The organism is Rothia sp. HMSC068E02, assembly GCF_001813565.1.
Lineage (GTDB): Bacteria > Actinomycetota > Actinomycetes > Actinomycetales > Micrococcaceae > Rothia.
Map to the genome: position 1 here is coordinate 1,056,098 of NZ_KV812882.1, position 14,912 is coordinate 1,071,009.

At 55.8% G+C, this 14,912-nt stretch carries 12 protein-coding genes and 1 tRNA gene; 10 read left to right on the plus strand and 3 right to left on the minus strand.

Annotated elements, in window-relative coordinates; all coding sequences use genetic code 11:
- The 10 genes from HMPREF2919_RS05765 to HMPREF2919_RS05810 form a co-directional block, all read left to right on the plus strand.
- A partial coding sequence (locus tag HMPREF2919_RS05765; protein ID WP_049355189.1) for a DUF6318 family protein occupies positions 1-524 on the plus strand: 524 nt, incomplete at its 5' end.
- Between the two features lie 140 nt (positions 525-664).
- Positions 665-1,456 carry a DUF6318 family protein gene (locus HMPREF2919_RS05770; protein ID WP_044150520.1) on the plus strand — a complete coding sequence of 264 codons (792 nt, stop codon included), beginning with the start codon at positions 665-667 and terminating at the stop codon, positions 1,454-1,456.
- Between the two features lie 259 nt (positions 1,457-1,715).
- Positions 1,716-2,477, plus strand: a complete 762-nt coding sequence (locus HMPREF2919_RS05775) for a DUF6318 family protein (RefSeq protein WP_080973371.1) — start codon at positions 1,716-1,718, stop codon at positions 2,475-2,477.
- A gap of 307 nt (positions 2,478-2,784) precedes the next feature.
- Positions 2,785-3,549 (plus strand): DUF6318 family protein, encoded by a 765-nt coding sequence (locus tag HMPREF2919_RS05780; protein WP_049353170.1) that lies wholly within the window; start codon positions 2,785-2,787, stop codon positions 3,547-3,549.
- 247 nt (positions 3,550-3,796) lie between these two features.
- Positions 3,797-4,552, plus strand: a complete 756-nt coding sequence (locus HMPREF2919_RS05785; protein ID WP_049353171.1) for a DUF6318 family protein — start codon at positions 3,797-3,799, stop codon at positions 4,550-4,552.
- A gap of 40 nt (positions 4,553-4,592) precedes the next feature.
- The gene (locus tag HMPREF2919_RS05790) at positions 4,593-5,381 is read left to right on the plus strand and encodes a DUF6318 family protein (protein ID WP_049353172.1); all 789 of its coding nucleotides are present in this window, start codon (positions 4,593-4,595) and stop codon (positions 5,379-5,381) included.
- A 106-nt stretch (positions 5,382-5,487) separates the two neighbouring features.
- Positions 5,488-6,249, plus strand: a complete 762-nt coding sequence (locus HMPREF2919_RS05795) for a DUF6318 family protein (protein ID WP_070543160.1) — start codon at positions 5,488-5,490, stop codon at positions 6,247-6,249.
- 205 nt (positions 6,250-6,454) lie between these two features.
- Positions 6,455-7,165 carry a DUF6318 family protein gene (locus HMPREF2919_RS05800; protein WP_070666746.1) on the plus strand — a complete coding sequence of 237 codons (711 nt, stop codon included), beginning with the start codon at positions 6,455-6,457 and terminating at the stop codon, positions 7,163-7,165.
- A 174-nt stretch (positions 7,166-7,339) separates the two neighbouring features.
- On the plus strand, positions 7,340-8,044 hold the full coding sequence (locus HMPREF2919_RS05805) for a DUF6318 family protein (RefSeq protein WP_049345427.1): 705 nt from the start codon (positions 7,340-7,342) through the stop codon (positions 8,042-8,044).
- Between the two features lie 173 nt (positions 8,045-8,217).
- Positions 8,218-9,084 (plus strand): DUF6318 family protein, encoded by an 867-nt coding sequence (locus HMPREF2919_RS05810; RefSeq protein ID WP_070666750.1) that lies wholly within the window; start codon positions 8,218-8,220, stop codon positions 9,082-9,084.
- Positions 9,085-9,221: 137 nt separating this feature from the next.
- Here HMPREF2919_RS05810 and HMPREF2919_RS05815 read toward each other — a convergent pair.
- The 3 genes from HMPREF2919_RS05815 to HMPREF2919_RS05825 form a co-directional block, all read right to left on the minus strand.
- Positions 9,222-9,294: transfer RNA gene (locus tag HMPREF2919_RS05815), tRNA-Glu, on the minus strand.
- A gap of 312 nt (positions 9,295-9,606) precedes the next feature.
- Complete coding sequence (locus HMPREF2919_RS05820; RefSeq protein ID WP_070666752.1) at positions 9,607-11,802, minus strand: LPXTG cell wall anchor domain-containing protein; 2,196 nt, start codon at positions 11,800-11,802, stop codon at positions 9,607-9,609.
- Between the two features lie 580 nt (positions 11,803-12,382).
- Positions 12,383-14,912: DUF5074 domain-containing protein (locus HMPREF2919_RS05825; protein WP_070666794.1), on the minus strand; the 2,530-nt coding region annotated here is incomplete at its 5' end.

Sequence of the window (14,912 nt, forward strand, 5' to 3'; positions counted from 1 at the left end):
CTGCCACGGCTGAGAAGAAGGCGCAGAACGTGCCCAAACCGCTCATGCCGGAGAAGGTGCAGGAGCTGAGCATTGACGGTATTTATGCGCTGATTGGCTATTGGATTTCTAGCTTTAATTATTTGGCGTTGACGGGTGATATTGAGCCGTTGAAGAAGACGGACCCGAGTAGCGAATACTATAAGGAGCTTGAGCCGATGGTTAAGCTCTATGAGACAGGGCGCGGCTGGATTTACGATACGAGTGAGCCGATGTCTGTGTACCTGATGACGGACACTCCCACGCAGGTTGAGGGCGACCGTATTCGTTATTTCTGGCGTGCTCGTTCTCTGGTTGACCAGAATGCGAAGAGGCATCTGACGGAGGGGGACAACCGCGATAAGTCGCTGGCTAGGGCAGAAGATTCTCAGGGGCAGGCGATGAGGATTGTTGTGGAGTATAAGGAGGGTGCTTGGTTTATGAGCACTCAGAAAGATAAGGATGCTGATAAGAGCACGGAGTCTGCGAGCCCCTCAGCGTCCTAGTGCACTAATTGCAGCTTTTTAGACCTTTCTTCGCAAAAGGATATAGGTAGTGGTATTTGATATCCATTCATGTGCTTAGGGTATAATGATGGTGTCAACTCACTCTATTTCCTTTGTTGACTTCTTTTGAAAGGCTGATTATGACGAGCCCTTCCCCCACCTCTGTTGGTATGTCCCGCCGCGTGGCACTGGGTGCAACCGGTGCCGGCGTACTGGCTGCATTGACTGCGTGCGCTAGCGATATTCGCCCGCTGGCTGATGGCTCGGCGTCTAACTCTACTTCCGGTTCTGCTAGTGCATCCGCGAGCGCTTCAGCTAGTGCCTCACCCAGTGCCTCGGCTAGCGCTTCGCCTTCTGCTTCTTCCGGCAAGCATTATAAGGGCCTCGTGAAGTTCGATAACTTCGAGAAGAACGGCGAGTACGTTCCGGCAACCGCCACTCATAAGGCGCAGAATGTGCCGAAGCCTCTCGTTCCGGCGAACATGAACGAGCAGAACGTTGACGGTATTTACGCGTTCGTTGGTTATTGGTTGGCGAGTTCCAACTATCTGCTGATGACCGGCGATACTGAGCCGCTGCAGAAGGTTGAATCTGCGGATTCACTGCAGAATTACCAGAATTTGACGGTTGCCTATGAAAATAATGCGGGCTGGCTCTACGGTGTGGATAGCCCTATGACTCTTGAGTTGCTTTCTGATTCACCACAGAAAATTTCCGGTAGCAGAACTCGTTATGACTGGTTGGCGTACATGAACTACAGCGCCGATATGAAGATTCACATTGAAGGCAGCCCTGATGAACCTTTCATGGAGGATAGTTCGCGGGAACTGACGAAGGTTAGTGTGGAGTACAAGGACGGTAAGTGGATTATGGTCAGCAGTGAGGATGGCTCTTCTGCGACTGACTCTGCCGGCGGGTCTTCTTCTGTCTAAGCACCTACCCTATAGGTAAGGTCTAACGGCTTAAGATAGACTTCTCCCCCGCCTGCGGTAATGCACCGTGGGCGGGGTTTCTTTATGCCGGAACTCGGTGATGCTTTGCTGCGGTATTTAGATTGCTTTGCAGCGGTATTAGGTTGCTTTGTCATCGGCACTCGATGACGGCTACTGCCGGGTATCTGCGTGTTTGCCGGTATGATGGGGTTGTCAACTCACTCAATTTCCTTTGTTGACTTCCTATGAAAGGCTGATTATGACGAGCCCTTCCCCCATTTCTGCTGGTATGTCCCGCCGCGTGGCGCTGGGTGCGACCGGTGCCGGTGTGCTGGCTGCATTGACTGCGTGCGCTAGCGATATTCGCCCGACGGCTGAAGGTTCGGCGTCTAGCTCCGCTTCTGAAAGCGCCTCGGCCGCTGCTTCCGCATCTGCTTCTTCGGACAAGTCCTATAAGGGCTTTGTGAAGTTCGATAACTTCGAGAAGAACGGCGAATACGTTCCTGCCACTGCCGAGAAGAAGGCGCAGAATGTGCCCAAGCCCCTCGCCCCGGCGAACATGAACGAAGATAACGTTGATGGCATGTATGCGTTCATTGGCTACTGGCTGGCAAGCTTTAACTATGCGCTAATGACCGGTGATACTGAGCCGATGAAGAAGGCTGACCCTGCAGATGTGTATGTGAATGGTCTGCAGGAACTTACGATCATGTACGAGAACGATCTGGGCTGGATGTACGGTACGGATACCCCGGTTACTCTTGAGCTGACTAGTGGTTCACCGAAGAAGGCGTCCGGTAAGGGTACCCGTTACGACTGGCCGGCATACATGAACTACAGCGCCGATGCGAAGATTCACATTGAGGGCAAGTCTGACCAGCCCTTTAAGACCGCTTCTAGCCCGAATGGCAAGCTGGCGAAGGTTGCCGTGGAATACAAGGACGGTAGGTGGATTATGCTCACCGGCGATGAAGGCTCTTCTTCGTCGGCTTCCGCTTCTTCTAGCTCTTCTTCTGTCTAGGCCCCACCATATCGGTTCCGGTCTAACGGTTTGAGGTAGGCTTCTCCCCCGCCTGCGGTAATGCACCGTGGGCGGGGTTTCTTTGTGCCGAAACTCTGCGAAAATTCTGCCGTAACTCTGCGGAACCCCAGGGTAGGAAACCCAGGGAACACCCAGGGGAAAACCCAGCGGATGTTCGGGGTCGGAGGAGGGGCGCTCGGGTACGCTTAACGTATATACATTGACGTACTACATGTGGTCTTTACCTGCAGGTTGTGAGCTTCGCGCTGACGGCTTTGGGGGTGAAGGATCCGACGAAGGACTTCCGATGACTACTTTCTTCACTCGACGTACCGCCCTGGGTGTTGCTGCTGCTGGCGCGCTTTCTGCGTTGACTGCGTGCGCTAGCGATATTCGCCCGCTAGCTGGCGGCACTGGCTCGGCTTCTCCGTCGGAGGCGGCGACCGCCTCCGAGACCGCCTCCGAAACTGCGTCTGCGAGTGCTTCGGCTTCTCCTTCTGCGTCTGCGAGTGCTTCGGTTGCTTCGGGTCTTCCGTCTTCGGGTAAGTCCTATAAGGGTCCGATGAAGTTCGATAGCTACGAGAAGACCGGCGAGTACGTTCCGGCGAGCGCTACGAATCCGGCTGAGAATATGCCGAAGCCTGTTCCTCCGGCGAATATGAAGGAGCACAGCGTTGATGGTGCGTATGCTTTCTTGAGTTTCTGGCTTGCTAGCTTGAACTATTTGATGATGACGGGTAACCCGGCCCCGATTGAACATATCTACTACAACGGCTACGGTTGGGAGAAGTATCAGAGCACGATCAAGCTGTATGCGTCGGGTGCTGGTTGGGTGTACGGTACGGAAACTCCGTATATTGTTGAGCTGCTGACGGATGCTCCTCGTGAGGTGCCGGGTAGCGACAATACCCGCTTTATTTGGGAAGGCTATTCCTACATGGACCCGAAGATGATGCGGCATTATAGGAATCAGCCTGAGAAGGCAACGAGCGCTGATGAGTCGAAGAAGAGGGTGGCGAGGTTCCGCCTTGAGTACAAGGACGGCAAGTGGGAGCTGTCTAGCGCCGCGTAGTTGCCGCCTTGCAGAGGGTTCGCTCTCGTAGTGATTTCTTATGTGATAAGACTCCGCACCTGGTAAAACGCTGGGTGTGGGGTCTTAATTTTCTGAACACTTGAGGTGGTCGCGGGGCTATGTGGTGGCTCTCGGGTAACCTTAAAAATATATACATTGACGTACTGATAGGTCTGTACGGGGTGCGTATGCCTGCCGCGGTGTGTGGCGTGATTTGCTCTGTATTGGCTCCAACGAAGGGCTTCCGATGACTACCTTCTTCACTCGACGTACTCTCCTGGGGGTTGGTGCGACCGGTGTTCTTGCGGCGCTGACTGCGTGCGCTAGCGATATTCGCCCGCTGTCGCAGGGTTCAATATCTCAGGGTTCCGGCGGTTCCTCTGCCTCGGCTTCTGCTACTGCTTCTGGCGCGGCTTCCTCTTCTGCGAGCGCCTCGGCGTCGCCTTCGCCGACGGATGGTCACACTCCCGGCTCGTATGTTGGCCCGATTAAGTTCAATAACTACGAACGGAACGGCACCTACATTTCTGCGAATGCGGATGCGCCAGCGCAGAACGTGCCAAAGCCTCTGATCCCGGAGAAGATGAAGGAAAACAGCCCCGAGGGCGCCTACGCTCTGATGGGTTATTGGCTTGCGTCCCAGAATTATCTGATTCTGACCGGCGACGTTGAGCCGCTGATGAAGGCGGATCCGGCGAAGGCTTTTCTGAGGAGCTCTAAGACCATGATTAAGCTCTACGAGTCGGGTCTGGGTTGGGTTTACGGTTCGGATCAGCCGTACAAGATTGAGATTGCGGAGAATGAGCTTCAGCCGGTTGCTAATAAGCCGGACCGTTACGAGTGGCTTGTGACCGTCGCGTATGACGCTGCCGCTAAGTACCACATTGAGGGTGAGCCTGATGCGACTATCGTTGAGGAAGAAAAGACGATTCCTCGCACGACGAAGTTCATCATGGAGTACAAGGAAGGCATGTGGCGCATGCTTTTGAACAACGATAGTTAGTTTCCCTCATCTTCTGATACGCACTACTTAAGGATTTTTCATGGCAGCTTTTCTTTCTCGACGTGCCGCACTAGCAGCTGCTACCGGTGCTGGCGCGGCTGCGGCGCTGACAGCTTGCGCTAGCGATATCCGTCCGCTGGCTGATAGCTCCGCCTCCGGTGAGGCTTCGGCCAGTGCCAGCGCTTCTGAGTCTGCGAGCCCTTCTGCTAGCGCCTCTTCGGGTGGTTCTTCTGAGAAGTCCTATCTGGGGCCGGTAAAGTTCGACAACTATGAGAAGAAGGGCGAGTATATCCCTGCGGATGAGACGCATAAGGCGCTGAACATGCCTAGGCCTCGACCGCCGGCAAATATGTACGAGAATACTGTTGATGGAGCTTACGCGGCCTATAGTTTTTATGAAGCAAGCCTCAACTACTTAGTACTTACCGGTGATGTTGAACCGTTGAAAGAAGCTGATCCTGTTGGCAAGGACGTCAAAGCTTTTCAAGGTTATGTAACTGTATACGAAACCAATGAGGGATGGTTTTACGGTTCGGAGAAACCGGTTCAAACTGAGATGCTAACCCCCCGGCCTGAAAAGGCATCAGGTAGCGACACCCTCTATATTTGGCCTATCAGATTTGTTAGGGATTCTAATGCGATGTCTCGCATTGAAGGGCGAGCAGATGAGCCTATGTTCCCTAGTAAGGCTTTGACTCCTGACCACGCCAAGCTGAAGTTGTCCTATAAGGACGGTAGATGGTTTTATGCCGCCACTAAGGGCGGCGAGCAGAGCACTCCAAGCCCAAGCGCTAAAGCATCGACTGAGGCTACCCCTAATAACGCCTAGAGCATCTTTGCAGAGTTCACCTTAGGGGTGAGGATCTACCTCACTTATAGGGTTAATAAGCTCCAGAGCTTCATCCCTTACCCTACTTATCATTTAAGGATTTTTCATGGCAACTTTTCTTTCTCGACGTGCAGCACTAGCTGCCGCTACCGGTGCCGGCGCAGTTGCGGCGTTGACTGCTTGCGCTAGCGATATCCGCCCGCTGGCTGATAGCTCCGCCTCCGGTGAGGATTCGGCGAGCGCTAGCGCTTCTGAGTCTGCGAGCGCATCCGCCTCAGCATCTGCGTCGTCTTCCGCTAAGAAGTCGTACAAGGGTACCGTAAAGCTCGACAAGTACGAGAAGAACGGCGAGTACGTTCCTGCCACGGCTGAGAAGAAGGCGCAGAACGTGCCGAAGCCTGTTGTTCCGGAGAAGATGAACGAGGCAACCATTGAGGGCATGTACCAGTTCCTCTGCTACTGGGTGGCAAGCTTCAACTACATGTTCATGACCGGCGATTTCGAACCGCTCAAGAAGGCTGACCCTGAAGGCCGCTATGCGAACGATCACGCCAATGCTGTTCTTATCTACTCTTCCGGTAAGGGCTGGGTGTATGACACGGATGCGCCGGTTACCATTCAGCTGCTGACTGATGCTCCCAAAAAAGTTGAGGGCGGTCCCAACCGTTACGATTGGCTCGGACGCATTATCTATGATCCCAATGCAAAGGCTCACGTTGAGGGTCATGACCCTGTTCCTCTGGTTGATGGATCGACCAAGAGCGAGGCAACCAATTTTCCGTTTGACTATAAGGATGGCGCCTGGTTCTTACTCAGTGATGAAGAAGCTGATTCCCCCTCTTCAGAGGCGAGTAGCGCTAGTGCCTAACCCGCGTTCCTAGTCATTTATAGCGATGAGGGAAGCTCTCGAATGCAGTTGAGGCTGCGTGCGGGAGCTTCCCCTTTTTGTTTGCATGGCCTGCGTACGGTCGTGTTGAACTGTTCCCGCAGACGAGCAGGTGCAGGCTTTGAATGTGTCAACAAACCTGCTCGGGTACGCTTAAGAGCACAGAACAAACTATTGAGGGGTTCTCATGCCTACCTTCGTTACCCGACGCGCTGCCCTGGGCATTGTTGCCGCTGCCGCGCTCGCCTCCTTGACTGCCTGCGCCAGCGATATCCGCCCGCTGGAGGACCCGAGCGTAGTTGACCCGATGCGCCCCTACAAGGGCGAGCTGAAGTTCAATAGCTACAAGTCCACCGGAACGTACCGCCCTGCAAGCAGCACGAAGAAGGCGGAGAACCCGCCTATGCCCACCCCTCCCGTGAACATGAAATCGAAGACGACCTCGGGCATGTACGCAGCTATAGGCTACTGGGTCGCGTCCCTGAATTATCTGACGGTTACAGGCGACGACACGCCGCTCAAGGCCGTGGACATGGATGTCATCTACGTGCGGAAGATGGAAGCATACGTAGAGTTGTACAAGAAGAATGAGGGGTGGATGTACGGCACCGAGACGCCGCTCGTGGCTGAGCTGACCGAGGAGACCCCTCAGAAGGTTGACGATGAGCAGTACCGTTGGAAGGGTATTGTCCACAGCCATAAGGATGCTGTTCTCCATTACGTGCCCGAGGACAGGGACATTCGTCTGGGTGAGCCGAGCGGTGGTTCCAGTAACGATGAGGTCACCTTTGTGTTGAAATATCGAAACGATGCGTGGATGGTCACCGTTGAGACGAAAAGCTCTTCGACAGCTACCCCCGACTCCTCGGGCGGAAGCAATTCTGGCCTCAACGTTTAGGATGCAGTGGCATAGACATCGACACCACGTACGCCTAACAAACAGCACTTTTCGTTAGCTAACGCAGTTTTTGTAGTATTTTCCCAGGTTTGATACCCAAGAAATCATAAACATATCCAAATACGCTAAGGTACCCTGAAATAGATACACCGATAATCTATTGAAGGGTACCTTATGTCCACCTTCGTGACCCGACGCGCCGCCTTTGGCATCGCCGCCACCGCCGCGCTCGCCTCCTTGACCGCCTGCGCCAGCGATATTCGCCCGCTCAGCGACCCGAGCACGCCCAAGGAACAGCGCTCCTACAAGGGCGAGCTGAAGTTTAACAGCTACGAATCACGCGGCACCTACGTTCCCGCGACCAGCTCAAAGAAGGCGGAGAATCCACCCAAGCCTATTCCTCCTGCAAAGATGAGGGCCAAGACGACAGAGGGCATGTACGCCGCCATAGGCTTCTGGGTAGCATCTTTCAATTACCTGATACTCTCCGGTGATATTGAACCCTTCATGGCTGTGGATATAAACCGAAACGATATCTACAAGGCAGAAGCCTTCTCCAAGCTTTATAAGAGCAACACTGGCTGGATGTACGGCGCAGATGCACCAGTCTCAGCGAACCTGACCGAGGACGCTCCAGAGCAGGTTAACGAGCACCAGTATCGTTGGAGGGCCACCAGCCGCTACCACAAGAAAACAACGATTCACTATACAGATGGCCGGGAACTACCCATGACCTCATTGGATGGCAATACTGGCGATTATGATTTCTTCTTTGCCTTGAAATATCAGGATGGTGCATGGACGGTCTGGAATGAACGAGTCAAACTAGCTCCGATCTCACCCACTTCAAGCGCGAGCAGCTCCGGTGCCTCCGTTTAGAACCCCGGCCATATCGTAGTCGTGCGAGAATCTCTGGGTCCCGTGTTTTTCGTCATCTACCGCCGCTTTTACGGCATTGGAGGCGTACACAACATTGGGCTGACCGCTCCCCTGCGATATTCTGGAATTAGTTCAATACCGGCACATACTTTATTCACCTCAGAAAGAGCCCCATGTCTACCATGTATACCCGCCGCACCGCCCTGACCGCACTGGGCCTGGGCACCGCCGTGCTTCTTGCCGCATGTTCCTCAAAGTCCTCCGAATCTTCTGCGACCGCGAGCGCGTCCGCTACCGAGTCTTCGACCGCAAGCGCTACCGCATCCGTCTCCCCCACCGCGGCGGCAACCACCACCGTTGAGGCTGGCCCCAGCATGAAGGGTGAGGTCGTTCTTGCCGATTACTCCTCCACTGGCACTTTTGAGCCCGGCACCAAGGAGCACAAGGCTGTAAACGTCGCGATCCCGGTTGAGCCGGCGAAGCTGCGTGAGAACAGTGTTGAGGGTCTGCATGCGTTCATCGCGTACTGGCAGGCTACCCTGAACTACCTGCTACTGACCGGTGACGGTGTACGCTTCACAAACATTGACCACACCGGCGACTACTCGACTGTGGCTGAGTTCTTCCAGAGCATGTACGCTTCGGAGAGCGGCTGGGTGATTGGTTCCGAGCGTCCGATGATTCTGTCGCTGACTGCTGACCGCCCGACTAAGGACACCCGCACCGGCTACTACACTTGGGCAACCGAGATGGTAATTGATGGTGCTGAGGGTGCTGGCGTGTACAGCAAGACCAATGATCGTGTGCAGCCGCTGACCGAGGTATTCAAGTACCCGGGTAAGCCGGTGGCTGGCCAGATTGTGGCACACTACCAGGACGGCACTTGGCGTATGGTGCGTCGTGCTCCGGGTACTGCGTCTGCCTCGCCGGTTCCGTCGCTGAGCCCGAGCGCTTCCGCTGAGGGTACTGCGTCTGCGGAGGCGACCGCTGCAGGTTCCGCTGAGGCTACTACTGCTTCTGCTGAGGCGTCGGCACAGTAGATTCCGGGTCCCATATACCGCTGAGAAGCCACATGTGTTTCAAACACATGTGGCTTCTCGCTTTTAATCTTTCTTGAAAAAGACAGATATAAACAAAAAAGCCTTGATTCCGAAGAATCAAGGCTTTTTTCCTAGTGTGACCCCAACCGGATTTGAACCGGTGTTGCCGCCGTGAGAGGGCGGAGTACTAGGCCGCTATACGATGGGGCCGTGAGATTTACATCTCTTTTACCAGGTCTCCCTGGCAACACATATAACTATACAGAGGTTCCCAGAAACAACCAAATCGAAAAGCGGTGAAATGAGTCACATATTTTACACTGAGTGCAAGGCCTAAAAACAGACTCCTCCCCCAGCTGTGCAGACCCCCCCCGACAGCCATCCGGCACCTCCGCAGCGCCCGCCTCCGTGCCCGCGCCTGCCTCGTTCAGGCGCCACGGCACCACAACACCACGGCATCAAGGCACAAAAATGCGCCCCGCACAATGTACGGGGCGCATCCGCTCAAACTAGAGCAAGAAACTATGCCTTACGGCGGCGAAGCACCATCACAGCGGCACCAGCAATCAGCACAAACGCACCAACAGCAGCCAGGCTCAGAACATTCTGAGCACCGGTCTTAGCCAGCGAGCCCTTGCTCTGAGGCGCAGATTTGGTTGCCGAAGCGCTCACCTGAGAATCCGAACCGGAGCCCTTAGACTGATCCTCAGACTTCACCGAAGAAGAGTTCTTCAGCGGCGCGGTCTTCGCGGTGGTTCCCAGCTGGTCGTTAGCTTCCTCAGCCTTCGACTGTTCGCCCTTAGGCTGCTCAGCTGCCGGCTTCTTTTCTGCTACAGCAGCAGATGCGGAAGGCGATGCCGAAGCATTGGTCGGGAATGCCGGCTCCTCAGCCTCATCGCGGTTATCCGCATTGCCGGCGTCCTTCGCATCATTAACAATCAGCGAAACAGCCGAATCGTAATTACGGTTGGTAGCCACGTCGGAACCAGCGGTGACAGTACCGAGCATATAGCCCTGGCTGTACTGCATGGTGTTCGCGGGAACACGCAGAGTTGCGTCGAAGGAGTACTTGCCGGTGCGTGCGTTGTAGACGAACGCGCTCGCCGGAACGACGGTGGAGACCTTCTGAATATTCGCCAGTTCGCTATCGGTCAGCTTGTCGTAACCCATCGACCATTCGCCTTCCTTGACGAGGAACAGGCGAATACCTTCTGCTGGGGGCTTCTCAAAGTCGTAGCCGGACACGTGGAAGGTGTAGGGGCGGGTAATGTCGACGGTACCCTCAGCAAAGTTCAGGGTGGGGTCAATCAGCACTGCGGTAGCCTGCTTCGGGTAGCCCTGGAAGGGAACCTTAGCGGGGTTGATGGTCGCAGTGGAGGTGAACTCACCCTCAGAAACCTCAGCGTAGAACTTCACGATGGAGTTCGGAACCAGCTTCTGCTGCGAGGAAGGAACAGCCTTGCCGTTGCGATCCACGGTCGCCTTGGAAGTGTAGGTGTCGGTCATGGTGCCGTCGCCGGTCTTCGAGTTCAGCACGTAGGGCACAGCCGCAGTGGTGTTAGCGATATCCTGCTTGTCCACTGCAACAACGGAGCCATCCTCGGTGACGGTCAGGTCGTTAGCCTTACCGCCGTTCATCTCAACCTCACCGATCACGCGGTCGGTCTTAGCGTCAAAGATAGCAATCTTGCCGGTACCGAAATCGGTAACGTACACCAGGTCGCGGTTCTCGTCGTTCTCCATGGACAGCGCCTGGGTACCGAACTTAACGAACTTCTTGAACGCACCGGTGGTCAGATCATAGACAGAGATACCGGAGTTCACGCCGTCCACGCCCTGCGAGGAGACGTAAATTTCGTTCTCGGAGTGGTCAATAGTGACGTCAGAGGGGCGAACTTCAACGGAGGAATTCTCGCCGCGGGTCTGAATAACCTGCTCAGTCTTGAACGTATGAGTGTTGATTACGAAGACCTTGCCGCCGGTGCGCTCGGGCACATACAGCTTGTCGCCGTCAATGGTCATGTTCATGCCAATGTAGCGGGTACCACCATTGGGGGCGCCTTCCAGCTGCAGCTTAGTGACCTGGAAGGTCTTCATGTCGATTGCGGACACATAGTAGCGGCCGGTCACGAACACCTTGCCGGAGTTGTGGTCCACCAGCACAGAGCGGGGGTGCTCAATCCAGTTCGGGTCACTCTCGGAGATACCGTGGTTAGTCCAAATCTGCTCCATGGTGTTCTGGTCGAACACAGACAGGGAGTTGTCGGTGGTGTTAGTAACCCACACGGTACCGGACACATCATCAACAGTGATGCCGTACGCGGAAATGTAGCCAAATTCGCCGTTCTTATCCAGCTCGAAGGGAAGCGCCGCCACTTCTTCAATCTGAAGAGTGTCTGCGTTGACACGAGCAATGGTGGAGGCGAGGTCGCCGCGGGCACCCACGCCGACCATCCAGATCTTGTTGGTCGCCTTAGAGTAGGCAACCTGGTACTGACCGGGCAGACCCTGGGTAATCTGCGCGACGGACGCGGAGGTGTCAACAACGCGGCTCAGCGCTGCGGTGGAAGGAGCCGATGCGCTGGGGGAAGCGGTCTGATGTGCGGTATTCGGTGCTGCGAAGGAGGCAGGAATCATGGCTGCGCCGGAGATTGCGAGCGCCAGGGAGCCGACGGCGAGCCCCTTCAATGCTTTGCCCGAGGAGGGAGTGAGGTTCAATGTGTGTCCTTCAAATGTGTAACGGAAGTGCTCACATGCCGCATGCGAATGCTAACGAGACACCCGTGAATATGCGGTGACATATTCGACGGCACGAAAAGCAGAAGTGTAGGTAACGCATAAATTTACTTACCTTCTAATCCTCAGTGTTTTCCCAGGAAAATACAAGCAGCGACGTGGGTGTGTTTTGTGTTTTTGTGAGTGGCCCCCTAATTCGCCTTCAGTATCACGTGAAGGTTGAGGCGTTCCCCTGGTTTTTCCTTGCGCTTGCAGGCAAAAACCCAGGTCACGAGGGGTGTTGTGATACTTTTATATTTACACATTAATGTAAAAGTTTAGGTGAGGCGCGCCCACAGGATTCATCACGGGTTAAACATTTTCCCGACATTCAAAACCTATATTTTTACAGACAAGTGCACATATATAAATATGCTCTAAAACCACCCACCCAGCATTAGCCCAAGCAGGCATACAAAAGGCGGGTACTCCCTCCCCCCAGATTCAAAGAATCCGAAAGAGAAAATACCCGCCTCCTCACGCGTTACATCGAGCCTTTACGCCCGAAAACTAAACGCTACGCTTATGCCTTGCGGCGGCGCATCACCAAAGCAGCACCCGCAATCAGAGCCACAGAAGCGAAAGCAACCAGCGGCATCACAGCGTTCGCACCGGTGTTCGCCAAAGCGCCACGCGAAGAGCCAGCCTGCGAGGAACCTGCGTCGCTCTTAGCTACCGAGGAGCCACTGCCCAAATTATCGGAGCCACCTGCAGAGGAGCCACCGTTCTTCACAGCCGAACCGGACTTATCAGCCTTCACAGCATCCGGAGCAGGCTTGGAGTCCTGTGCACCGGTCTTAGCGTCAGACTTGGAGTCAGACTGAGATGCCTGATCCTTGGAGGTCTGATCCTTAGCCTCTGCGGTGTTCTCAGACTTAGCGTCAGACTTCTTATCCTCAGGCTTCGGGTCAGCAGGCTTCGGGTCAGCAGGCTTCGGATCTGCAGGCTTCGGGTCAGCAGGCTTCGGATCTGCCGGCTTCGGATCTGCCGGCTTCGGGTCAGCCGGCTTCGGGTCAGCAGGCTTCGACTCCTCAGCCTTCACACCGGTCACCGTCGGGTAACCCGCAAAGTCCAGCGAAGTCGGGGTGATACCCACCGGAGCTGCGCTCGCGTCGGTGTCCTTCAGGCCAACCTTGAACTTCAGAATCGAGTTAGCCTTCAGCTGCTGAACCGATGCGGGAACGTCGTTACCCTGGCGGTCCTTGGTGGGCAGGGTGGTGTACTCGCTGGCGGTGCTGATCTCGCCGGTGGTGCCGTTGAGCACGTAGGGCAGGGTCACCTTCTCGTCGCGGTCCTTCTTGTCGAGGACCAGTACGGAGCCGTCCTTGAGCAGGGTCACGTCGTTCGCGGCTGCGCCGTTCATCTCGACCTCGCCGATGACCTCGTCAGCGCGGCCGTCGAAGACAGCCACCTTGCCGGTGCCGAAGTCGGTTACGTACACCAGGTCGCGGTCCTCATCGTGCTCCAGAGCGAGCGCCTGGGTGCCGAACTTGACGAACTTCTTGAACTCGCCGGTGGTCAGGTCGTACACGGAGATACCGGAGTTGACGCCCTTCACACCCTGGGAAGATACGTAAATCTCATTCAGCGAGTGATCCACAGCAACGTCAGAGGGGCGAACCTCAACGGTGGAATCCTCACCCTGAGTCTGGATGGTCTTCTCAACCTTGAAGGTCTTGGTGTCCACGACGAAGAGCTTGCCGCCGGTGCGCTCGGGCACGTACAGCTTGCCGCCATCGAGGAACAGGTTCATGCTGATGTAGCGGGTGCCGCCGTCGGGTGCGCCCTCAAGCTGAATCTTCTCAACCTGCTTAGTCTTCAGGTCAATAGCAGAGACAAAGTAACGGCCGGTCACGAACGCCTTACCGGACTTGTGGTCAACCAAAACGGAGCGGGGGTGCTCAATCCAGTTCGGGTCGTCCTTCTTCACGCCCTCGTTGCTCCAGATGAGCTTGAGAGTCTGCTGGTCGTACACTGCCACGGAGTTGTCGGTGGTGTTGGTAACCCAGACGGTGCCGTCCACGTCATCAACGGTCACGCCGTACGCGGAGGTGTAACCATACTGGCCCTTGTCGTTCTTCTTCACGGGCAGCTCGGCGAAAGCCTCGGTCTGCAGGGTGTCTGCATCCACGCGTGCCAGGGAGGAAGCGAGGCCGCCGCGTGCACCCACGGTGGGCACGAACAGCTTGTGGTTCTTCTTGGAGTAGCCAACCTGGAACTGGCCGGGCAGACCCTGAATGATGTTCGCAACGCTACCGTTTGCGTCCACGGTGCGGTGTGCCTCGGTGGAGGGGGTGGTAGAGTCGGTTGCCTTGGTCTTGGTGGCGGTTGCCGGGTAGCCCTGGAACTCGCGGGTTTCGGGGGTGACCTGCTTGACCTCGGAGTTGTCGCCTGCGGTTGCGGTGACCTTGAACTTCAGGATGGAGTTCGCCTGAATCTCGGAGGTCTTGGCGGGAACCTCGTTGCCCTGCTTGTCCTTAGAAGGCTTGCTGGTGACCTGGCTGGAGGTACTGACGGTACCGGTGGTACCGTCGAGGACGTAGGGCACGGTTGCGGTTGCGCCAGCCTGCTTGTCCACAGCGACCACGGAACCGTTGGGCAGCACAACCAGGTCGTTTGCCTTGCCGCCGTTCATGGCGACCTCGGCAATCAGCTTGTCCGCCGCGCCGCCGTCAATCACGCCGACCTTGCCGGTGCCGAAGTCAGAGACGTACACCAGGTCATTCGCCTCGTCATTGTCCAGGGCGAGTGCCTGGGTGCCGACCGGGATGAACTTCTTGAACTCGTGGGTGGTCGCATCGTAGATGGACACGCCGGAGTTCGCGCCCTTCACACCCTGGGAGGAGACGTAGATTTCGTTCTGGGAGTGGTCAATCGCGATGTCGGAGGGGCGAACCTCACCCTCAGCGTTGCCCTTGGTGTCGAAGCTGCTCTCTACCTTGAAGGTCTTGGTGTCGATGACGAAAATCTTGCCGCCGGTACGCTCGGGAACGTACAGCTTACCGCCATCAACCAGGATGTTCATGCTGATGTAGCGGGTGCCGCCGTCGGGT